The sequence below is a fragment of the Brevibacterium marinum genome, from assembly GCF_011927955.1.
GTDB classification, from domain to species: Bacteria; Actinomycetota; Actinomycetes; order Actinomycetales; family Brevibacteriaceae; genus Brevibacterium; species Brevibacterium marinum.
Window position 1 is genome coordinate 1 of sequence record NZ_JAATJN010000001.1, and the last position, 21,857, is coordinate 21,857.

Genomic DNA, 21,857 nt, shown 5'->3' on the forward strand with positions numbered 1-21,857 from the left:
TCGCAGTCCAGTACGTCGTCGAGGAAGACAATGTCACCGACGCCTACTACAAGCTGGCGAACTCCGAGGAGCAGATCCGCTCCTATGTCTTCGACACCGTCCGCTCCGCCCTCTCCGGCCTGACCCTCGACACGGCCTTCGAATCCAAGGACGACATCGCAGAGAACGTCGAGCGTCGCCTGTCGGAGTCGATGAGACGGTACGGATTCAAGATCGTGAGCACGCTGGTCACCGACATCACGCCGGACCCGAAGGTCCGCGACTCGATGAACTCGATCAACGCCGCGCAGCGCGATCGGGTGGCAGCCCAGTCCCTGGCCGAGGCCGACAAGATCAAGCGCGTCACCCAGGCTCAGGCAGAGTCCGAGGCGATGCGGCTGCACGGCCAAGGTGTCGCGGCCCAACGGAAGGCCATTGCCGAAGGGATCGCCGAGCAGTACTCCAAGCTGCAGGAGGTCGGCATCGATCGCACCGCTGAGCAGCTGCTCATGATGACACAGTACTTCGACACCATGCAGAACGTCGCCCAAGAGGGCCGCTCGAACGTACTGTTCATGCCCTCGAACCCCGGCGGGCTCGGCGAGATGGGTCAGGAGATCAGGAACGCCCTGTTCGCCGCCAACGCAGCCGAGGACGGTTCCACGCTGTCGGCCCCGCAGGCTTCAACCGATAGCGAATCCCACCGGTCCGGTGCTCCACAGCCGGTCGCTCCCCAGCAGGACAACGAATCGTCGGCACAGCCGAAGTCGGCGGCGAAGCGGGCAATGGGTCGCGTGGAGGACGCCATCAGGTCCCGTTACGACGAGTCGACTCCCGAGGATTCCTGACTCTTCGCCAATTTTCGGACCTCTCAGAGAACGCACCGCCCACGGAAGGAAGAACGATGCAGACGCTCTACACCGCAGAAGCACTTGCCACCGGAGAAGGACGTGACGGGCACGGTCGCACCAGCGACGGACAGGTCGACGTCGATCTCGCCACCCCCACCGATATGGGCGGGGCAGGCGAAGGCACGAACCCAGAACAGCTCTTCGCCGTCGGCTATGCCGCCTGCTTCCACTCGGCCCTGCGTCTCGTGGCCGGTCAGGCCCAGGCCAATGTCGACGATTCCGCCGTCGGAGCGCAGGTGAGCCTCGGCAAGAACGACGGGGGCCGGCTCGAGCTGGCCGTGACGCTCGAGGTCACGCTCCCCCACCTCGATTCGACCGAGGCCGAGGCGCTGGCGAACAAGGCCCACGAGGTGTGCCCGTACTCCAACGCCACCCGCGACAACATCGAGGTCACCATCACTGTCACCGACGACTGACTTCCCAGCCACATGGCACCTCCCAGCCACACGGCTGCGGCCGATCAGCTCAAACACAGAGCCCAGACACAAATCGGGGACCGGGCGCGATCATGCGTCCGGTCCCCTTTCTGTGGCTCAGAAGCGAACCTCTAACCTCGTGCCACTCCATCGGCGTTCGCGGCCGACTCGACGGCGTCCGCGACGGCGGGTGCCACCCGCGCGTCGAGCGCGCCGGGCACAATGTAGTCCGGTGCCAGGTCCTCGCCGACGAGATCAGCGATCGCGCGAGCCGCGGCCAGCTTCATCGCATCCGTGATGTCGGTGGCACCAGCGTCCAAAGCGCCACGGAAGATGCCGGGGAACGCGAGGACATTGTTGATCTGGTTCGGGAAGTCACTGCGCCCGGTGGCCACGACCGAGGCGTACTTCTCGGCAATGTCCGGAGTGATCTCCGGAGTCGGATTCGACAGACCGAAGATCACCGCATCATCGGCCATCTGCGGCAGATGCGCCTCATCGATCGTGCCGCCGGAGACGCCGATGAACACGTCCGCCCCGGCGAGCGCAGTGTCGATCCCACCTGTGATGCCGCGTGGATTCGTATTCGTCGCCAACCACTCCTTCGTCGGTGTCAGGTCACCACGGTCGGAGTCGATGATCCCCTTCGAATCGAGGACGATGACGTCGTTGACGCCGGCATCGCCGAGGATCTTCGCCACGGCAACCCCGGCAGCCCCAGCCCCGGAGAGGACGACCTTGATGGCGTCGAAGGACTTCTCCACCATCCGCAGCGCATTCATCAACGCCGCGAGGACAACGACGGCGGTGCCGTGCTGGTCATCGTGCATGACCGGAATGTCGAGGGCGGCCTTGACCCGGTCCTCGATCTCGAAACACCGAGGCGCGGAGATGTCCTCGAGATTGACCGCCCCGAATGTCGGGGCCATGCGGACGAGGGTCTCGACGATCTCATCGGAATCGTTGGTATCGAGGACGATCGGGATCGCATCGAGTCCGGAGAAGCGCTTGAACAGGGCACACTTTCCCTCCATGACCGGCAGGGATGCCTTGGCCCCGATATCGCCGAGACCGAGCACGGCCGATCCGTCGGAGACGACGGCGACGAGGCGACCGGTCCAGGTGTGGGTCCGCGCCAGTTCCGGTTCGTCCCTGATGGCCGTGCAGACCTTGGCCACGCCCGGTGTATAGGCGATCGAGAGATCGCGCTGCGTCTCGAGCGGACGAGTCAGCTCGGCAGAGAGCTTGCCGCCTTCGTGTCCGGAGAAGATCTCATCATCGGTGATGGGCGGCAGCGAGTTCTGTGCGGCGGCGGTGGATGTGTCGGTCGTTGTCGTCATTGTTGATCCTCGTGGTCTCGTGACGGCTGGGATCGCCATCGGTGTTCGTCAGACCGCGGTGCCATACCACGGGGCATATCTGGCGGCGGTCGAATCGAAGAGCTGTCACCAAAATGGATGGTGCGGTGACGTCTGCGCAGTGTGGTTCGCGTCCTTTGTGAAGGACTGTGCGTGGGTGCGCAGGGCACGAGCGGTTCGCAGTCGGCCGAGTTCCGACCTCATGGAACGCACTGTGCAACTCGGCCAGCATAGCCGATGAGTCACTGCTGTCCACCCGAAAAAGACACCTTCGCCGAGGTTACCTCCCCGTTTGGAGGCATGTTCACAATACCTTTGACCTGGATGGAAAGAATCCGGACGGACATGTTCCGAACCTCAGCCTCCTGCCACCGCGGCAGTCTGCCGGTCCTTCGCCCGCCTGCGGACCAGATCGACGATTCCGATGAGTCCGGCGAAGACCATGACCGCGGCGATGAATCCGAATCCGGCGACGATCGCGGCCCCATATCCGGCCATTGACTGGACGACGAAGAACACAGCGGTGACGATCGCAATGCCGATCGCCGTGCCCACGCGCTGCCCGGTCTGCATCACCCCACCGGAGCTTCCCGCGTATTCGACGGGCACATCGGCCAGAGTCAGGGTCTGGTTGGGACTGATCGCCATGCCCTGACCGATCCCGGTCAGACCCAAGCTCGCCAGCATCCACCAGATGCTGATTCCCAGTTCTTCGTGCGCGAGGACGATCAGTGCAGAGGCGACAACACCGACGATGGCGATGCCGACTCCGAGCACGACCATCTTGCGCCCGAAGGTGAGGACCACACGGCCGGAGGCTTGGGCACTGACAGCCGCCAACAGTGCCGAGGGCAGGCCCATCAGCCCCGCCTCGAGCGCGGGGAAGCCGAGACCGTTCTGGAGATAGAGGGCGACGATGACCCAGACGCCGGGCATGCCCACGAAATACATCGATGTCAGGGAGGCGCCGTAGGCGAATGTCCGGGTGCGGAACAGGTTCATGTCGACCATCGGGGCACCGCCTCGGCGGGCGTATCGGTTCTCCCAGCGCACCCACAGCCAGATGACGATCGCACCCACGGGGACCAGAGCGTAGATCCAGGCACCGGCGGAGCGTTCGAGGAACGGCAGCATGACGAACAGGGTCCCCAACGACAGGAGCACCAGGCCGACCGGATCGAAGTCGGCGCGCCGACTGTCGGAGCCTTCGGTGTCGTCTCCGCTCCCCCGCCACGCGCTGTGCGGCAACCAGAACCGACCGAGGACGATGGCGGCGACGGCGATCGGCACGTTGATGAGGAACGCCGAACGCCAGCCCCATTCCTCACCGAGCACGGCGATGAGGCCGCCGCCGAGCACAGGTCCGATGCCGACGGAGACACCGACGATGGTGCCGAACATGCCGAAGGCGCGGCCTCGGATCTTGCCGTGGAAGTACTGCTGCAGCATTCCCACGCCCTGGGGACTCAGCAGTCCCGAGCCGATGCCCATGACGATGCGTGCGAGGTTGAGCATCACCGGATCGGGAGCGAAGCCGGCGATGAGGGAGCCGAGAGCGAAGACGCTGACTCCAGCGACGAAGAGCCTGCCCCGGCCGAAGAGGTCGCCCGCGCGACCGGCGGCGACAAGCAGGACGCCGAAGGCCAGCGTGTAGCCGGAGAGCACCCATTGGATCGCGGTGTTCGAGGCCCCGATGGATCTCTGCATATCGGGCAGGATGACGTTGACGATGGACACACTCAGCAGAGACATGAACATCGGCACGAGCATCACGGTGAGGATCTTGCGCTGCTGTGCCGACATCGTCGCCGTCTCCGAGGTTCCCATCATTGCTCCAGTTCTACTCCGCCCGTCAGGTCGGCACAACACCCTGCCGTTGTGATCTCGCTTGCGAATGTAAAACGATCGTTGTACATTGAGGGCATGGCAGTTTCACGAGATCAGATCGTCTCCAGCGCAGAACACGTCTTCGACCACCGCGGTTTCGCCGCTTCCGGCATGGACGATCTCACCGCAGCCGCGGGGGTCTCGACCCGCACCCTCTATAAACATGTGGGGAGCAAGACAGGTCTCGTCGTCTCCGTCCTCGAAGCCCGCACCTCGCGATTCTTCGCTCACTTTCAAGCGGCGAGCGTCGACGAGCTCTTCGCCGGCCTCGAGGAATGGGTCGCGAAGGAGGGCTCCCGTGGCTGCCTGTTCCTCCGCGCCCACGGCGAGGCCGGGGAATCGACCCCGGAGATCGCCGAGGCGGTCGCCGGCTACCGCGCACAGCTGAGATCGATGATCGCCCGGCTCATCGGTCAGGACCTGGGAGACGATGGCACCGTTCGCGAAGACGATGCCATCGTGCACCAGATCCTCGTTCTCTTCGAAGGCGCCACCTCGGCGGCGTCGTACCTGGGTGCTGCCGCGGTCACCTCGGCGCGGGAGGCCGCCGCCTCTCTCATGAACGACGCCCGCGGCCGCCGCTGATCACACCTGTACATCTCCTCGTTGTGCCACCCGCCCGCTCCGGAGGCCACCCCATGCACCTGTTCACCGTCTTCTCGCACCCGATCCGCTCCAGCTACCCAGGTCAGGTCATGGATGCCTTCCACGAGCCGTTCCACGCCGCGGGCCACTCCGTCGACGTCCTCGACCTGCACGCCGAAGGCTTCGATCCGCGGTTCACCGAGGCCGATCACCAGCACTTCTGGGGCGGAGACATCCCCGACGGCATTGCGAGCATGCATCGGCGAGTCGAGGCCGCAGACAGGTTCGCGTTCGTGTTCCCCGTCTACTGGTGGTCGATGCCGGCCATGATGAAGGGGTGGATCGAACGCGTCTTCACCGGCGGGTGGGCCTACCAGTACGGCTCCGGGGTGGCCGATCGCGGCACGCAGCCGCTCCACGGACTCCTCCCCCACGTTCCGACGGCGCTCATCGGCATCGGCGGCTCCAAACAGCGCACCTATGACAAATACGGGTACCAGGACGCCATGCGCACCCAGCTCGACATCGGCGTCTTCGCCTACACCGGGATCACGGACGTCGAGTCACACCTCATCGCGGACATCGAGGCCCGCGAACACGCCGCGAATCGTGCCGCCGGGCTCGATGAGGCTCGCAGCATCGCCGGGTCCCTCATCTCCCCCGCCCGCCAGCCTCGCAACGCTTGACGAATCACACGTTCAACGAGCGAACTGTCACGCCGCGGTGGACAGATGAGACGCTAGACTGGTTGCCAGGAAACACACAAGACAGCTAGCGCCGAGAGGACGGATCACATCACTGAGGGAAGCGATAACAGACCATCGAGCGACGACGTGCAGGGCGACGGCATGGACAGTGCACCTGACATGATGAATCGCTCTGTCATCAGAGCGATGACGCTGCTCTCACGGATCAGCAACTATCCCGACGGCGCCACCGCAACAGAGTTGGCCAATGACGTCGGGCTTGCCCGCCCCACGGTATTTCGACTTCTCCTCAGTCTCGAACACTCCGGTTTCCTGGCGAAGAACGAGGGAGTCTTCTCCCTCGGCTGGGAGATCGCCCGCCTCGGCAGGAGAGCAGACCCCCACCGCGGCATCGCCGCCCATGTTCAGGTCAACGTCGACCAACTCGCCACAGAGATCAATGAGACCGTCGGTTATGCCGTCGTCACCGGCCCGACGACGTTCGACCTCGTGGCGGAAGCACAGAGCACTCATCTGCTCTCCCCCAACAAGGGCTACATCGGCGAAGACCTGCCGTTGCACGCGAGTGCCACCGGCAAGATCCTGCTTGCCGATCTCGACGCCGATCAGCTCGATACGCTCCTTACGAATCCGCTGGAGGAGTTCACCCGCTACACGATCACCGAGGCGGACCAACTGCGCTTCGAGCTCGCCGAGATCCGGTCGCGCCGGTATTCGATCCTCGACGGAGAACTCGAGGAAGGACTCTACGCCGTCGCCGTGCCGGTCAACGACAAATTGGGCAACGTCATCGGAGTGCTGTCTGCCTCGGGTCTCGACCAGAGGATGAAGTCGGCTCACATCCAGAGCTTCATCGAACCGCTGCGCGCCACAGCTGAGGAACTCACCCAGATTCTCTATCGACACCAGGCCGACTGAGTGCACCCAAAGTGATCGGGCCCGTTCTCTCGAACGGACCCGATCATCGATGCCACCGGCGGCCTTTCCCACTGGGTCGGAAATCCCTTGATCCTGGGTCGGAACTAAGACGTCGGAACCTTCGCATCATTGAGCTCACGAAGACACCTGCGAACCAGCCCCCGGCTCATGCCGAGCTGACGCGACAAGCTTCTCACCTGCGCCTGTAACCCCGCAGGGCCCGAAGCGGCGTCCCCCTCATTCGTCGCATGAATGTCGGCCGACGCCGTTCTGACTCTCCGCAGGGCCCATCTGGGGGCCCTCGTCGCTGGGCCACGTGCATCGCCGCCCGTCGACCGCTCACATTCTGACGTCGGTGGCGTGATCGCCGCCGCCCTCTCGCGATCGGCGTGCATGGCCGAAACGAGTTCCCGGATGGAGTCGAACCGCACCTGCGGGCGAATGTAGTCGAGCAGCTCGACGATGATCCACTCTCCGTAGATCGATTCTGCGAAATCGATGATATGGGCCTCGAACAGCCGAACGGCATCCGATTCGAAGAAGGTGGGCCTGCGCCCCACCGAGACGACGGCCGAATGAGTCCGCCCGTCGCGGAAGGCCGCTCGAGCGGCCCACACACCGTCGGGCACTGTTTCGTCGTACATATGGATGTTCGCGGTCGGAAACCCCAGAGTTCGGCCGATCTCATCTCCATGGACGATCTCACCTTCGATTGTGTACATTGCTGACCCCTTCACGCTCGCGGGCAACCGACTCCTCGGTTGCCACCGAGATGGTTTCACCGTCGTCCGTTGATCATCTGTGCGACTCCGGCGCCGGCGACGAGTTCGGCAGGGAGAAGGTGCTCTGGCATTCCCTGATAGGCGACGGGGCGCAGGAAGCGCTCGATCGCTGCGGTGCCCACCGAGGTGGACCCTCCGGCCGTCGACGCCGGGTACGGACCACCGTGCTGCTGGGCATAGGTGACCGACACTCCGGTCGGCCATTGGTTGAACAGCAGCCGTCCCGCCACTTCGGCAAGGGTGTCGAGAAGGTCGGGAAGCACGGTCTCGTGGCCTTGCGCCTGCAGGCTCGCGGTCAGCTGTCCGGTATACGCCCTGGCCAGCTCGAGCAGCTGGGATTCGTCGGTGTACTCGATGACCAGAGTCGAGGGTCCGAAGCACTCCCCCAGCAGATCGTCCGGACGTCCGAGTGCCTCGGCGGCTTCGACTCGGTGGATGATCGGATCGGGAGCGGTCTCGGAGAACGGCCCGGCTCCGGCATTCACGACCTCGGCCCCATTCGATTGGAGCTTCTCGATCTCGGCCACATAACCGTCGCGAATGCCCTCGTTGAGCATCGCCGCTCCCGGAGGAAGCGTGACTTCGCGCAGGCGTTCGAGGAGACGAGAGCCGACGGGAACCAGTATGGTCCCCGGCTTGGTGCAGAACTGGCCGGCACCCATGGTGAACGATCCGACGAATTCGTCGGCGATCTCAACGCCGCGCTCGGAATCGGCGGCACCGGTGACGAACACCGGGTTGTTGCTGCCCAGCTCTCCGTAGAACGGGATCGGGTCCGGACGGGAGTTCGCCAGATCGAACAGGGCGCGACCGCCGCCGATGGATCCGGTGAACCCTGCGGCTTTGATGCGCGGATCCTGTACGGCGATGCGACCGGACTCGGTGCCGAAGATCACTGCGAACATTCCTTCAGGCGCCCCGGCCTCCGCGCAGGCCTTCTGCACCGCTTCGGCCGTCGCTTCGGTCAATCGCGGGTGGCCGCGATGGGCCTTGACGACGACGGGGCAGCCGGCGGCCAGCGCCGATGCCGTGTCCCCTCCTGCAGTCGAAAATGCGAAGGGGAAGTTGCTGGCGCTGAAGACGAGCACGGGACCCAGCGGCCGCATGATCCGGCGAAGGTCGGGGCGGGCAGCACCCATCGGCCAGTCGGGATCGGCTTCGTCGACGCGCGCTCCGAGGTAGTCACCGTTGTCGATGGTTTCGGCGAAAAGCCGAAGCTGGAATGTGGTGCGTGTGAGCTCACCGCTCAGGCGTCCTTCGGCCAAGTGAGTCTCCTCCTGGGCGATCGGCACGAGCCGATCGCCTGCGGCGTCGAGTGCGTCGGCGATCGTCCGCAGCAGGCGAGCGCGAGCGGAGCGGTCCCAGCGTCGATAGACGACCGCAGCCTGTTCTGCTGCGGCGAGAGTCTGGTCGAGAGTCGCCTCGGTGGTCGTGTCCGGAGGTGCAATCGTCATGGCATGTCCTTCCTGTGTCGTTCGACGGGCGGGTCGGCACCGCATGCCGCCCCGCCCATCACCCTCCTGCCCGGTTGGTGCGAACGGCAGGAGAGGGTGTGGTGTCTGTGTCATCGGGCGAGGCCCGGACGCAGCGTCGTCTAGGACGTCGTGAAGTCGAACTGCACGGCGGCCCATCCGTGGAATTCTCCAAGTACCGTCGTTCCCGGTCGCAGCTTCTCGGCGGCCAAGCAGCTGCCCGGCATCACCAGGTCGCCGGCACGCAGCCCGACGCCGTACTCCGAAATTCGGCGGCACAGCCAGGCGATCGCCGAGACCGGACTGCCGTAGACGGCGCTGCTGTTGCCTTCGGCCACCGTATGACCGTCGAACCGGATCTCACCGTGCATATCGCTGACATCGACCTCGCCGAGGCCGCGGGGCTGCGCGCCGAGGATGACGGCCCCTGCCGATCCGCTGTCCGCGAGGGTGTCTCCCAGACCGATGTTCCAGTCCTTGACCCTCGAGTCGATGATCTCCAATGCCGGCAGGACGTAGTCGGTCGCCGAGATCACATCAGCCGCAGTGATGTGCGGGCCGGAAAGATCCCGCTTGAGGACGAAGCCGATCTCGAGCTCGATGAAGGGCTCGATGAAGTCCGACTGCGCCACTGCAAGGTTCTCCGGGAGGAAATGACTGACGAGGAGATAGCCATAGTCGGGTTCGTCGACTCCGAACTTGTCCTGCATGGCTTTGGCGATATTGCCGAGCTTGAATCCGACGACCTTGTCGCCCCGGGATTCTTTGATCCTGACAACCTGCTGCTGGACGCGGAAGCCTTCTTCGGCCGTGGACGCATCGGCCCCGAACACCGTGTCCACCGGCCGCCGCTCGTCCTGAGCCCTGACCAGCGATGCGGCAACGGCGTCCGTATCAACTCGCACTGCGGACACCCTTCTCATCAGCGGGCGACGGGCGACGTTTGCCAAGGTGCCAGATCCGCATCGAAGACAGCAGCTCCCGAGGATCCCAGATCGAGGTCTCGTCGGTGATCTTTCCCTCTGAGTAGCTGAGGAACGCTGCGCCGTCGACCGATACCTCACGGTAAGTCGGCGGAACCTCCATGAAGGTTCCCGTATGGCGTCCTTTGGACCGCCAGTGGATGGCGATGAGCTGTCCGTCATCGACAGCATTGATGATCTCGACGTCGAAATCGCTGAATGCCTCGTGGGACTCCCGGATCTGGGCGAGCACCGATTCGAGTCCCTCATCTCCTGTCTTCGAGTGGCGTACATAATTCTCTGACGCGATAGCTTCGAAAGCGTCGGTCTCGCCGAAGCCCCAGGCACGCGTCCAGGCGACGGCGATCTTGGCCAGCATGGTGCTCATTCCTGTGTCTCCACTTCTTCTGCGATGGGCTTGGGTTCCGGAGCCGGTCGATCCCAGAAGTCGAATTCTCCGAACTTCCCTCCGCGAAACAGCAGCGCCTCACAGTCGCTTGCCTGCTCCATCTCCTTGATCTCTCCGACGATGACGTAGTGATCACCGGCGACGATCTCCGACGCCACATCGCAGTCGATCCATGCTGTCGAGCCGGGCAGCCGTGGAGTGCCGATAGTTGACCATTCGAAGGGCAGGTCTTTGAACTTGTCGTCCCCCTTGCGTGCAAGGGCTTTGCACACTGGCAGCTGTTCGGTGGACAGGATGTTCGCGGTGAACTGCTCGAGATTGCGGATCCACGGCCAGGTGCTCGACCCCTTGTCGACGGCGAACATCACCAAGGGCGGGTCGAGGGACAATGACTGGAAGGTGCCGACGACGAATCCCAGCGGTTTGCCCGATTCCGATTTGCCGGTGATGGCGACGACTCCTGTCGGCAGCAGACCGAAGATCTGTCTGAAGTCAGCAGCTTCGATCGACCCGTCTGCCGCGGTTGTGATGGCAACCATGTGGTGCCCCTCCTTCTGGTGTGCTGGTGGTGACCCTGTGCTTCTGTGCACCGGCACCGAGGTTGTTGTCAGTTGATGAGCAGTGCTCACATCTGTTGATAAGCAGGTCTCATGCGACGTCTGAACGTTCGACGGTTCCAGTCATCCGAGCGACGGTCGGCGCTTCCTCGCTCCGTACCCGATAGGCGGCACCGGGATGGTCGTCACGCAGTCGTGGGCTGTCGGTGCCGAACAGGCTTTCGCGCAGTGTTCCACCACGGTGGGCCGGTTTCATCAGCCCCTGCCGCTTGAGTTCGGGGACGACGAACTCGGCGAAGTCCGCGATGTCCTTGAACTTCAGCGCATGCGCGACATTGAATCCGTCGATGCCGGTCCCATCGATCCAGGAGGCAAGTTCTCTCGTCACTGTCTCCGGCCCTCCGACGATCACCGGTGAGGTGCCACCGATCCCGATGTACTCAGCGATGTCGCGCGGTGTCCACTTCTTCTCCGGATTGAGCTTGTTGAAGATGCTGACCATGGTCTGGCCCGCGTTGGTCTCCACGTTCTCGAACGGAACATCGGGGTCGAATTGCGACATGTCGAGTCCGGTCCATCCGCTGTAGCGCGCCATTGCTCCCTCATAGGAGACATAAGAAAGGTAGTCCTCGTACTTGCGCTGAGCAGCTGCATCGGTTTCCGCGCTGATCACAGTGATCATCTGCAGCATGGCGATCGACCCGGGATCGCGGCCGGCCTCCGCCGCCTTGTCCCGCAGGTTGTCGACCTGGGTCTTCAGCGATGCCTTGCTCGTGGCATTGAGGAAGACCGCCTCAGCGCTCTTCGCCGCGAACTGAACACCGCGAGTCGAACCGCCGGCTTGGAAGATCACCGGAGAGCGCTGCGGCGAAGGAGCCGTCAGCGAGATTCCCGGGACAGAGAAGAACTCGCCCTGATGCTCGATGGGATGAACCTTTGCCGGATCGGCGAACGTCGACGTCTCGGCATCGGCGATGACGGCGTCGTCTTCCCATGAGCCTTCGAGCACCTTGAGCACGACGTCAAGGAACTCTTCGGCATGCGTGTAGCGGTCATCGTGGGCACGCTGCTCACCGGTGCCCAGATTGCGGGCGGCCGCGTCCGAGTACGAGGTCACGACGTTCCACCCGATCCGTCCGTTGGTCAGATGGTCGAGCGTGCCGAATTTCCGCGCAATCGCATACGGGTGGTCGTAGGCAGTCGAGGAGGTGACGCCGAAGCCGATGTTCTTCGTCGCCGCGGCCATCGCAGGGATCAGGTACGCGGGGTCATTGGCCGGCAGCTGTGCGCCGTCCCGCAGAGCCGCGTCGACCGCTCCTCTGTAGGAATCGTGGTATCCGACGTTGTCGGCGAAGAAGACTCCGTCGAAGTCAGCCGTCTCGAGGAGCTTCGCGAATTCGACCCAGTAGTCGATCGATGTATATTCGCCGCTGCGATCCTCGGGATGGCGCCACAGGCCCGCCGAAAGATGGGCCGGTCCCGCGAAATCGAAAGCAAACAATCTCATTGGCTTGGTCAAGACAATCACCTCAATGTGTTCGTTGACTGAACTATACGTTCATTTCGTGCACAACGTTACGAGGGCGAGAGAGAATCCGTCAATACGTCGGTGGAACTTTCCTCGAGAAATCCTTCCAACCCCGCATCTCCCCTGTTTTCTTCAGGTTCCATGGGCATAGAAGTCACCTGCCCGCCAATTGAAATCGGCTCGTCAGACCGAGTTGACGAAGCCCCAACCACGCTCTAGGCTCGATTCATCGTTCATATTGTGGTCTCTCTAGCCACTCAACGAACCTGAAGACGCTTGGTCGCTCCTTTGGCGCACGGACGCCAGACCGCTTCCCAGTGCGAATCACACATGGACTTGAGCGCCGCTTCGGCGGCGGACGGATGCACGTGGCACCCAGGCACCTTCCACTCGGCGCACAGTGCCTCAACACCTGCCCCATGTCGACAATCGGAAATCCGCTCCAGAAGGAGATACAGATAATGACCGACACTGACGTCCTCATCATCGGAGCCGGCCTCGCCGGAGTCACCGCAGCACGTGAAATCAGCAGCGCTGGACACGATGTCCTCGTACTCGAAGCCCGTGATCGCCTCGGCGGCCGCTGCTACACCGATCAGCGATTCGGGGTGAATCTCGAGCTCGGAGGCAACTGGCTTCACTGGGTGCAGCCTCACGTCTGGGCCGAAGTCGCCCGCTACGGACTTCGTGCCGATCGCGGCCCCAAATCAGAAGAGACGTTCTGGCTGGCGAACGACGAAGTCCGCACAGGCACGCTCGACGGCTTCATGGATCTCATCGACTCGGGAATGCAACGCCTCGTCGGAGCCAGCGCCGCGATCATGCCCCGCCCCGACACCGTGGAGACGGGGGAGGACTGGAGAGAGGCGGACACCATCACGCTGCAGGAGGCGCTGGACAGCCTCGACCTCGACGATTCGGAGCGCCAGGCCAATGAAGCCGCCTGGGTCGGACACTGCAATGGCCCACTCGACCAGGTCGGATTCGGGGCCGCGATCCGCTGGACGGCCGCAACCGGAGGTCTCTGGCAGCTCATGCACTCCGCAAGCGCTGTCTACCGACTGCCCGAAGGCAACGATCAGCTGGTCAAGGCGATCGCCGGAGACATAGACGGAGACATCCAACTGAATACCCAGGTCACCAGCGTCCGACACGATTCGACCGGCGCCACCGTGGCGACCGCGCACGGCGGCGAGATCCGAGCCAAGAAGGTCATCTCGACGATCCCGATCAACATCCTCCACGAACTCGACATCCAGCCTGCGATCTCACCGATCAAGCAGGAGATCAGCCAAGAGGGCGCCGCTTCACAGGGACTGAAACTCTGGATTCGGGTCAAGGGCCCGATCAAGCCGTTCTTCGCCTACTCCTCGCAGTCACATCCGCTCTCCGTCGTGCGAACGGAGTTCGTCCGTGACGACGATGCCGTTCTCGTCGCCTTCGGAGCCGACAGCACGCGTCTCGACGTCGATGACGTCGAGGCCGTCGGCGAGGCCCTGAAGACCTGGCGCGACGACCTGGAGGTACTCGAAGTCGCCGCCCACAAATGGATGGAGGATCCCCTGGCCAAGTCAACGTGGCTCATCCAGCGTCCGGGCCAGTACACGCGCGGCCAAGCCGAGCTCCAGCACCCCGAAGGATCGCTGCACTTCGCCAGCTCCGACATCGCCAACATCTGGGCCGGATTCTTCGACGGTGCGATCGAGAGCGCCCTTCGCACCGCACGTACCGTGAAAGAGGAACTCGAGAGCTGAATCTCCCTGGTCCTCAGCCGCAGACAGAGAACCAGGGAGCGGCACTGTCGCTGCCTCCCTGGTTCGACCCCCGACTTCGGACTCCGCTATCCTCGCGGAGGTGCGCTCGGCCAACCGGAAAGGCGCAAGCCGAATCGCCGCGGATGCTTGACGAGTGGCGTGGCGCACTCTACGATTTTCTCAATCAATAAACACTGCGTTCACTGGATGAACATTTGATTCTCCGTGAGGCGCCGAAGGAGATGTCGCACATGAACGCTCACACCACCGATCTCATCTACCGTCGAAGCAGACTGCCGCTCTGTATTCCTCAGCCAGCGGGAGGTGTTGCCCATGCCCAAGCTTGAGAAGAGCCGCAATCTGGCGAAGCGGATGGGCCGTCGACTGCGTGTCGACGACTGCGTCGTCGTCGACAAAGCAGATATGAAGAAGGCACAGATCGGTGCCGGTGTCGGCAACTTCATGGAATGGTACGACTTCGGCATCTATGGGTATCTCACGGTCACGATCACCACTGTCTTCACTCAAGGGCTGGACGAAGGCCTCGGACTCCTCGTCACCTTAGCCGGGTTCGCCGTCTCCTTCCTCGTCCGCCCTCTTGGCGGCATGGTCCTCGGCCCTCTTGGCGACAAGCTGGGACGTCAGAAGATCCTGTTCCTCACGATCACTATGATGGCACTGGCCACAGCCCTCATCGGGATGTTGCCGACTTCTGAGTCGATAGGGCTGTGGGCGCTGATCCCGCTCTATCTCCTCAAAGCAGTCCAAGGCTTTTCCACAGGCGGCGAATTCTCCGGAGTCGCAACGTATGTCTCGGAATTCTCCACTGACAAACGTCGCGGAATCAACACTTCGTTCCTCAACAGCCAATCCATGATCGGGTTCGCCGCCGGTGCTGCCACCGTCGCTGTCACCACCGTCGTGACGACGAACTTCTGGGGCGAGAACGCGATGCTCGAAGGTGGGTGGCGAATACCGTTCCTTCTGGCCATCCCGCTCGGAGCAGTTGTCATCTGGTTCCGCACCCGCACCCCGGAGACACCGGCTTTCGAACTCGAACAGAAGCTTCCCGATGGGCTTCCCAAGAGTTCGCTCTTCCACCGTTACGGACTCCTCGGGATCCTCAAGAACTACTGGCCCGAGGTGCTCATCGGCTGCGCATTGACCGCCGCCGACAGCTCCATCTCCTATATCCTCACCAGCTACATGCCCACCTACCTGGAGACAGAGGTCGGTGTCTCGACCCTCCGCGCGGCCATCGCCACGGTTCCCGTGCTCGTCGGCGTCGCCATCCTCATCCCGTTCGTCGCCCTGCTCTCGGACAAGATCGGCCGCCGTCCCGTCTACTTCATCGGAATCGTCTTCTCCCTGACATTGATGGTACCGGCTTTCGCCGTCGTTCAGATCGGGACAGAGTGGTCCGTGTACATCGCCATGGCCATGATCGCGATCCCGGCAGTCTGCTTCCTGGCGCTGACGGCCAGCGCACTGCCTGCGCTGTTCCCCACGGCCTCCCGATACGGAGGAATGGGGCTGACACACAATGTTGCTCTGTCGGCGTTCGGCGGCACCGCGCCGTTCTTCAGCCAGGCGATTCTCCAGGTCACCGGCAGCCCCTACTCGCCGGCCTATTACGCGATGTTCTTCTCTCTGCTGGCCCTCGTTGCAGTGTTCTTCATGAAGGAGAGCGCCAGGCGCCCCCTCATCGGCTCGGTGCCCGTCGTCGACAACACAGAAGAGGCCAAGGAACTCGTCGCAGACCAGGACACGAACGAACTCATCGATACGTCGACCATGCCGGTGTTCTCGGAGGCCAACCACACGAACAGGCAGTCGGAAGCCGAACCGAGCGCAGAATAGAGTCACCGGCGGTCAATCCTGCCGCCAGACGTAGTACAGAACACCCCAGTCACCCTATGCATCGCCAAAGGAGAGATCATGTTGTCACTCAACAATTCCGCAGACACCACCCGCACCCGCACAGCAGATATGAGCGCATGCACTCAACCATTCATTCTGTCGGCGGGTGATGCGATAGAGGCGCTTCCGTGGGAGGGTCTCTATATCAGCGTCGACCGCTGAGCGGCGCATCAACAGACCTGCCGGCCCATGCCGACGACCCCGATAACCGAACCGACGAAAGGCGAGCGATGCCTCAGAACAGTCCCACTTCGCCTCCACAGCAGTCCGCAGAGCAGCGCACGGCGATACCGACGACCATGTCCGCTGTCCTCCTGACCGGGCACGGTGGACTCGAAGCTCTGGAGTATCGCACCGACGTCGTCGTCCCCACTCCCGGGGACGACGAGGTGCTCATCGAAGTCAGTGCTGCCGGCGTCAACAACACGGACATCAACACTCGCATCGGCTGGTATTCGAAGTCGGTCAACGACGAGACCGAGGCCGGAGCCTCCGCAGGGTTCGACGACGTCGACGATTCCGATGCGGGGTGGGCGGGCAAGCCGCTCGCCTTCCCTCGAATCCAGGGAGCAGATGTCTGCGGCCGCATCCGCGCGGTCGGCAGCAATGTCGGCAGCGACCGCATCGGCGAACGCGTCCTGGTGAGGAACATGCTGCGGTCCTATGTCGACTACCGTCCGTTCGAATGCTGGACGTTCGGCAGCGAATGCGACGGCGGATTCGCCCAGTTCACAGTTGCCCCGGCCCAGGAGACGTACGCAGTGGATTCCGAGCTGTCCGATGTTGAGCTCGCAGCGATACCGTGTGCGTATTCGACGGCGGAGAATATGCTCAGCCGAGCCGACGTCAAAGCAGGCGAGAAGGTTCTGGTCGTGGGAGCATCGGGTGGAGTCGGGCTGGCCGCCGTCCAGCTCGCAGCGCGGCGGGGAGCCACGGTTCTGGGCGTGAGTTCACCGTCGAAGGCCGTGGATGTGCGCGGCCACGGCGCTAACGAGGTCATCGATCGCCACACACGCCTCGTCGAGTCGATCTCTTCCGGGTCCCTCGACGCCATCATCGATGTCGTGGGTGGCCCTGACGTGGGCGAGAGTCTCACGCTGCTGCGGCGGGGAGGCACCTATGCCGTGGCGGGCGCCATCGGAGGGCCGATCACGGAGATCGATCTGAGAACCGTGTATCTCAAGGATCTGAGTCTTCTGGGCTGCACGTTCCAAGAGGACTCGGTCTTCGCCGGTCTCGTCGCCTATATCGAACGCAACGAGATCCGCCCCCTCATCTCGAAGACCTACCCCCTGTCTGACATCCGCACCGCGCAGGAGGACTTCACCTCAAAGAAGCTGCCTGGCAAACTCGTCCTTCTCCCGCCGGCGGTGCGTTCGGAAGGCACGAACGCATGAAGATCACATCCATCGACCTGTTCGAGGTCCCTCTCCCCTACTCAGGCGGAACCTACCTGTTGTCGGGAGGCAGAGAATACACTGAGTTCGGTGCGAGCATCGTCCGGATCACGACGGACAAGGGAGTGCAGGGATGGGGCGAATCGACTCCGTTCGGATCCACTTATGTCGCCGCTCACGCACTTGGCACTGCGGCCGGGATCGCGGAACTCGCGCCTGTCCTGCTCGGAAGAGATCCCCGCCAAGTTGATCGAATCGCCGATCTCATGGATGCGAACCTGACCGGGCACAATCACGCGAAAGCGCCGCTCGACGTCGCATGCTGGGATCTGTTCGGCAAGTCGGTGAACTTGCCGGTCTGCGAGCTGTTGGGCGGTTCTACCGGCAGCCCCATGCCGATCATGTCCTCGATACATATCGGACCCCCCGAGGAGATGCGCTCCCGAGTCGGGGCGCATCGAGAGCTCGGTTACCGAGGACATTCAATCAAGATCGGGTCGACTGATGGTCGCATCGACCCAGGACTCGATGCGGAGAGAATCCGCGCCTGCCTAGCAGATCGCAGGCCAGGTGAGTTCTTCCTAGTTGATGCCAATACGGGCCTCAGCAGTGAAGAGGCACTGAGAATGTTCAATCTTCTCCCACCGGGCCTGGACTTCGTCCTCGAGTCTCCCTGCGCGAGCTGGGGCGAGACGGAGTCTCTGCGCAGACGCTCCCCCTATCCGATCATTCTGGATGAACTCGCCGTCGATGCTGCCGATCTCGTGCGCGCCGTCGCCCACGACGTCGCCGACGGAATCAGTCTCAAGGTAACACCGGCAGGAGGACTCACTCCTGGCAGACGGCAGCGTGATATCGCTGTTGCTGCAGGAATGACACTGAGCGTTCAGGACACCGTCGGTTCGGACATCGCCTACGCTGCAATCACACACCTCGGTGCCACTGTTCCCTCGAAGCTGCTGCGTTGCATCCTCAAAGCCTCCGATATGGTCACATTGACGACGGCCGACTTTCGGCCGCTCCAGCTGTCAGAGGGAGTACTCCCGCCTGACAGACCGGGGCTGGGCGTCGATGTCGACGAAACCGTCCTCGGGACGCCCACGGCGAGTTGGAGTATCTGAGGAGCCTCGCCTGTCCCGGCTCTTGTGTCGCGAAGACGGAGTCCTCAACGAATTCAAGATTGGAAAGGCAGTGAGATGAAGCGCTTCGAGAACACGGTCGCCATCGTGACCGGAGGACGGTCCGGGATCGGCCGGGAGATCGCTCTTCGGCTGCAGGACGAAGGTGCCGAAGTCTTCACGGTGCAGAGGAGCGGCGATGACAGATTCCCCTCGATCTCGGCCGACATCTCCGATGCTGCCGGGGCGCAGTCGGCCGTCGACGAGGTGGTCGCACGTACCGGTCGCCTCGACGTCCTCGTCAACAATGCCGGCATGATGCAGGAGTCGACCGTCGAGGACATGTCGGTCGAGGATTGGAACCGCAATCTGGCGGTCAACCTCACCGGCCCGTTCCTGATGATCCGCGCGGCACTGGAGCATCTTCGGACGACTCATGGCACCATCGTCAACGTCGGATCGCTCGAAGGGCTGGGGTCCAATCCGGGCCACGCCGCCTACTCCGCATCCAAGGCCGGTCTCCACGGCTTGACCCGTGCTATCGCCGTCGATCACGGAGACGAGGGAATCCGCTGCAACGCCGTGGCCCCCGGGTGGATCGACACCGAACTCAATCGCGAGTTCATCGAAAGCCTGGCTGATCCGCAGGAGTTCAGCCGCGAGATCGGTCGCATCCACCCTGTCGGCCGATCCGGGAAGGCCGAAGAGGTCGCCGCCCTGGTCGCCTTCCTCGCAGCGGACGAGGCGAGCTTCATCACCGGCCAGATCTATTCGGTGGACGGAGGAAGGATGGCCCAGCTCAGCCTGCCCTGAGATCGAAGCGTGGACCCCGGACCACAGAGTATGGTCGGATTATGACGAGATATCGTTGGACCGCAGCCGACATGCCCGCAATGGACGGCCGTACTGTGATGGTCACCGGAGCAAACGGCGGTGTCGGGGCCGCGACCGCGGCCGCCTTCGCCCGAGTAGGAGCGCATGTCGTCCTCGCTGTCCGTGACCCGGAGCGCGGGCAGATGGCTGCTCGTGCCTTGGGAGGCAGCAATGAGGTTCGCGAACTCGATCTCGCCGACCTGAGCTCAATCCGGGCATTCGCGCAGTCGTGGAGCGGTCCGCTCGACATCCTCGTCAACAACGCCGGGGTCGCCGGACTCGCGGGAACTGCGACCAAGGACGGATTCGACCTGCAGTTCGGCACCAATCATCTGGGCCACTTCGCCCTGACCAACCACCTCCTGCCGCACCTCACCGACCGGGTGGTCACGGTCGCGTCCGGTGCGCATAGGTCGGGCACGATCCACTTCGACGATCTGGCCCTGCGCAAGCGCAAGTACGGTCTTGCAGCCTCCTACGGTCAGTCCAAGCTGGCGAATCTGCTGTTCACCCTCGAACTCGAGCGTCGTCTCCAAGAGGCGGGTTCGTCCGTCCGCTCACTCGCCGCGCACCCCGGTTATGCGGCCACGAACCTCGGCACGAAAGGCCAGCCCAAAACACTCGTTGCGGCCGCGAACCTGGCCGGAAGCATTTTCGCTCAGAGCGCCCAACACGGGGCTCTGCCCTCATTGTTCGCAGCGGCTCAGGACCTGCCTGGAGCCAGCTACATCGGCCCCGACGGACGCGGCGAACTCCGCGGCTCCCCGACACTGGTCGGCCGATCCGCCGCCGCCAGCGACCCGGCCACAGCCCGTCGCCTGTGGGAGGTTTCCGAAGAGCTCACGGGCGTCGGCTTCGGGCTTGACGCTGACTAATTTCTGACGGGCCACGTTCTGAAAATTCCGCGCTGCGGCCCTAGAGCAGATAGGGGGCCAATGCCGACAGTGCGACGAGAACGATTCCTCCGCCGATCCGTGACGAGATCGACAGGAACGGCAGCAGATTCAACCGTTGAGACGCCTGCAGCACCGCAAGGTCTCCGCTGGAGCCGAAATCCGCCAGACCCAAACCCGCCGAGATCGCGGATTCGATCCAGTACAGCTTGACCAGCCAGCCGACGAAGCCCGCAACAACGGCGGCAATCACCACTGTCAGCAGGGTCATCAGCATATACCCCGGGTCGGAGACCAGGGAGAGTACCTCTTCGAGGTTGATGGCGATGATGCTGATGGCCACGAGAATCGCAGGGATCATGGAGTTGGCGACGAAGACGTACCAGAGGTCGACCGAAGCCTCGACGTACTCAGGCAGAGGAACGAACACCTTGACCAGTGCACAGATGACGATGAGGAAGACATACGCGTGCAGCGCCGGAGCCAGGTCGCTGAGAAGGTTCGAGACGGTGAAGAGAGCACCTGCCAAGAAGAACCCGGTGGTCGCGAGCTTGACCGCGGCCGCAGGTGATGTGAGTTTCTCAGCGGTTCCTTCGGGGAGCTTGACTCCCTGCGCGAGAACTCCTTCACCGTTGAACGCCCGAAAACGATGCCCCTGCTTCTTTCCCACGGTGTTGAGCACCGCGGCGACGACGATGCAGATGATGTTGGCTACGGCCACTGCGGGGACGAGAACCGTGAGGTAGGCCGACGCAGGCTGGTCACCGTTCTGCGCGATGATCTCTGAGATCGGAATCGCACCGGCCGCGACACCACCGCCCAGAACGGGCCCGGCCACGAAGAAGATCGCATAGCCGGCGCCGACGCCTGTGAGCTCTCCGACCAGTCCGAGCACAGCAAGGCACGCCGCGATCGTGACGATGATGGGAATGAGGATTCGCGCACCTGCTTTGATGAGCAGGCTGCGCGGCATGCCGAGAATACTGCCGGTGATGAGGGCCGCAACGACGAACTCCCCGAACCCGGACGTGTCGTAGAAGCTGGCGACCAAGCCCTCGATCGACCCGGGCAGGACGCCGACGTATTTGAAGATCGCGGGGACCAGGATGCAGAGGACCACCCCTCCGCCGATGACTTTGAAGTAGGGTATCGAGCTTCCCACCCACATCAGCACTCCGCCGAGGGAGATGACCACTGCAAAGGCCGCAGTCATTCCCGTGCCCTCGGTCGTGAAGCTCACGGCGATGAGAGCGATGATCGCCAGCGGAATGAACGCGAGGACCGGCAGGCCCATAATCGTTCGGTCGATCGTCTGCTTCTTCTCCTGGGTGAGCTCCGCCTGCGCAGAGTCGTCTTCGACTTCTCGGCTCGTCATGATTGCTCCGGTCCTATTTGGTAGACAAACTTCTTTGATTGCATACAATTCCGTGT

21 protein-coding genes are annotated in these 21,857 nt (G+C 63.1%); 12 read left to right on the plus strand and 9 right to left on the minus strand.

The window, feature by feature from the left end; all coding sequences use genetic code 11:
* Window positions 1-827, plus strand: an 827-nt coding sequence (locus BKA07_RS00005; protein ID WP_167949067.1) for an SPFH domain-containing protein, incomplete at its 5' end; no start/stop codon positions are given.
* Between the two features lie 56 nt (window positions 828-883).
* The gene (locus BKA07_RS00010; RefSeq protein ID WP_167949068.1) at window positions 884-1,306 is read left to right on the plus strand and encodes an organic hydroperoxide resistance protein; all 423 of its coding nucleotides are present in this window, start codon (window positions 884-886) and stop codon (window positions 1,304-1,306) included.
* A 131-nt stretch (window positions 1,307-1,437) separates the two neighbouring features.
* Here BKA07_RS00010 and BKA07_RS00015 read toward each other — a convergent pair whose 3' ends face one another.
* Together BKA07_RS00015 and BKA07_RS00020 are read right to left on the minus strand one after the other, a co-directional pair.
* Window positions 1,438-2,646, minus strand: coding sequence for an NAD(P)-dependent malic enzyme (locus BKA07_RS00015; RefSeq protein ID WP_167949069.1), 1,209 nt, complete (start codon window positions 2,644-2,646; stop codon window positions 1,438-1,440).
* Between the two features lie 375 nt (window positions 2,647-3,021).
* Entirely contained in the window at window positions 3,022-4,494 is a 1,473-nt protein-coding gene (locus BKA07_RS00020; protein WP_245161774.1) for an MFS transporter, read from the minus strand.
* Window positions 4,495-4,587: 93 nt separating this feature from the next.
* Here BKA07_RS00020 and BKA07_RS00025 point away from each other — a divergent pair, with 93 nt between their 5' ends.
* The 3 genes from BKA07_RS00025 (at window position 4,588) to BKA07_RS00035 (ending at window position 6,761) form a co-directional block, all read left to right on the plus strand.
* Window positions 4,588-5,136: a TetR/AcrR family transcriptional regulator gene (locus tag BKA07_RS00025; RefSeq protein WP_167949070.1), complete on the plus strand. Its 549-nt coding sequence runs from the start codon at window positions 4,588-4,590 to the stop codon at window positions 5,134-5,136.
* A 53-nt stretch (window positions 5,137-5,189) separates the two neighbouring features.
* Window positions 5,190-5,822, plus strand: coding sequence for an NAD(P)H-dependent oxidoreductase (locus tag BKA07_RS00030; protein ID WP_167949071.1), 633 nt, complete (start codon window positions 5,190-5,192; stop codon window positions 5,820-5,822).
* 162 nt (window positions 5,823-5,984) lie between these two features.
* Window positions 5,985-6,761 carry an IclR family transcriptional regulator gene (locus BKA07_RS00035; protein WP_167949072.1) on the plus strand — a complete coding sequence of 259 codons (777 nt, stop codon included), beginning with the start codon at window positions 5,985-5,987 and terminating at the stop codon, window positions 6,759-6,761.
* A 104-nt stretch (window positions 6,762-6,865) separates the two neighbouring features.
* Here the strand turns inward: BKA07_RS00035 and BKA07_RS00040 are convergent, their stop codons facing one another.
* The 6 genes from BKA07_RS00040 to BKA07_RS00060 form a co-directional block, all read right to left on the minus strand.
* Window positions 6,866-7,483: a riboflavin kinase gene (locus BKA07_RS00040; RefSeq protein ID WP_167949073.1), complete on the minus strand. Its 618-nt coding sequence runs from the start codon at window positions 7,481-7,483 to the stop codon at window positions 6,866-6,868.
* Window positions 7,484-7,539: 56 nt separating this feature from the next.
* A complete protein-coding gene (locus BKA07_RS00045) occupies window positions 7,540-8,997 on the minus strand; it encodes an aldehyde dehydrogenase (NADP(+)) (RefSeq protein WP_167949074.1) in 1,458 nt (485 codons plus the stop codon).
* Between the two features lie 140 nt (window positions 8,998-9,137).
* Entirely contained in the window at window positions 9,138-9,920 is a 783-nt protein-coding gene (locus BKA07_RS00050; RefSeq protein WP_167949075.1) for a 2-keto-4-pentenoate hydratase, read from the minus strand.
* A complete protein-coding gene (locus BKA07_RS18970) occupies window positions 9,910-10,365 on the minus strand; it encodes an ester cyclase (RefSeq protein ID WP_209043812.1) in 456 nt (151 codons plus the stop codon). The genes BKA07_RS00050 and BKA07_RS18970 overlap by 11 nt, the downstream gene beginning before the upstream one ends.
* On the minus strand, window positions 10,362-10,925 hold the full coding sequence (locus BKA07_RS18975) for a flavin reductase family protein (protein ID WP_209043813.1): 564 nt from the start codon (window positions 10,923-10,925) through the stop codon (window positions 10,362-10,364). Before BKA07_RS18975 ends, BKA07_RS18970 begins: the two co-directional genes overlap by 4 nt.
* A gap of 109 nt (window positions 10,926-11,034) precedes the next feature.
* Complete coding sequence (locus BKA07_RS00060) at window positions 11,035-12,450, minus strand: LLM class flavin-dependent oxidoreductase (RefSeq protein WP_167949076.1); 1,416 nt, start codon at window positions 12,448-12,450, stop codon at window positions 11,035-11,037.
* A gap of 482 nt (window positions 12,451-12,932) precedes the next feature.
* Between BKA07_RS00060 and BKA07_RS00065 the strand changes: the two genes are divergently transcribed.
* The 7 genes from BKA07_RS00065 (at window position 12,933) to BKA07_RS00095 (ending at window position 20,408) form a co-directional block, all read left to right on the plus strand.
* Complete coding sequence (locus tag BKA07_RS00065) at window positions 12,933-14,225, plus strand: flavin monoamine oxidase family protein (RefSeq protein ID WP_167949077.1); 1,293 nt, start codon at window positions 12,933-12,935, stop codon at window positions 14,223-14,225.
* Between the two features lie 333 nt (window positions 14,226-14,558).
* Window positions 14,559-16,085 carry an MFS transporter gene (locus BKA07_RS00070; protein ID WP_245161775.1) on the plus strand — a complete coding sequence of 509 codons (1,527 nt, stop codon included), beginning with the start codon at window positions 14,559-14,561 and terminating at the stop codon, window positions 16,083-16,085.
* A 78-nt stretch (window positions 16,086-16,163) separates the two neighbouring features.
* Entirely contained in the window at window positions 16,164-16,307 is a 144-nt protein-coding gene (locus tag BKA07_RS00075) for a hypothetical protein (protein WP_167949078.1), read from the plus strand.
* Between the two features lie 68 nt (window positions 16,308-16,375).
* Window positions 16,376-17,542: an alcohol dehydrogenase family protein gene (locus tag BKA07_RS00080; RefSeq protein WP_245161776.1), complete on the plus strand. Its 1,167-nt coding sequence runs from the start codon at window positions 16,376-16,378 to the stop codon at window positions 17,540-17,542.
* The gene (locus BKA07_RS00085; protein WP_167949079.1) at window positions 17,539-18,663 is read left to right on the plus strand and encodes a mandelate racemase/muconate lactonizing enzyme family protein; all 1,125 of its coding nucleotides are present in this window, start codon (window positions 17,539-17,541) and stop codon (window positions 18,661-18,663) included. The genes BKA07_RS00080 and BKA07_RS00085 overlap by 4 nt, the downstream gene beginning before the upstream one ends.
* Window positions 18,664-18,738: 75 nt before the next feature.
* Window positions 18,739-19,473 carry an SDR family NAD(P)-dependent oxidoreductase gene (locus BKA07_RS00090; protein ID WP_167949080.1) on the plus strand — a complete coding sequence of 245 codons (735 nt, stop codon included), beginning with the start codon at window positions 18,739-18,741 and terminating at the stop codon, window positions 19,471-19,473.
* A 41-nt stretch (window positions 19,474-19,514) separates the two neighbouring features.
* Window positions 19,515-20,408, plus strand: a complete 894-nt coding sequence (locus BKA07_RS00095; protein WP_167949081.1) for an oxidoreductase — start codon at window positions 19,515-19,517, stop codon at window positions 20,406-20,408.
* Between the two features lie 40 nt (window positions 20,409-20,448).
* Here BKA07_RS00095 and BKA07_RS00100 read toward each other — a convergent pair whose 3' ends face one another.
* The gene (locus BKA07_RS00100) at window positions 20,449-21,801 is read right to left on the minus strand and encodes a 2-hydroxycarboxylate transporter family protein (RefSeq protein WP_167949082.1); all 1,353 of its coding nucleotides are present in this window, start codon (window positions 21,799-21,801) and stop codon (window positions 20,449-20,451) included.
* Window positions 21,802-21,857 lie beyond the last annotated feature (56 nt).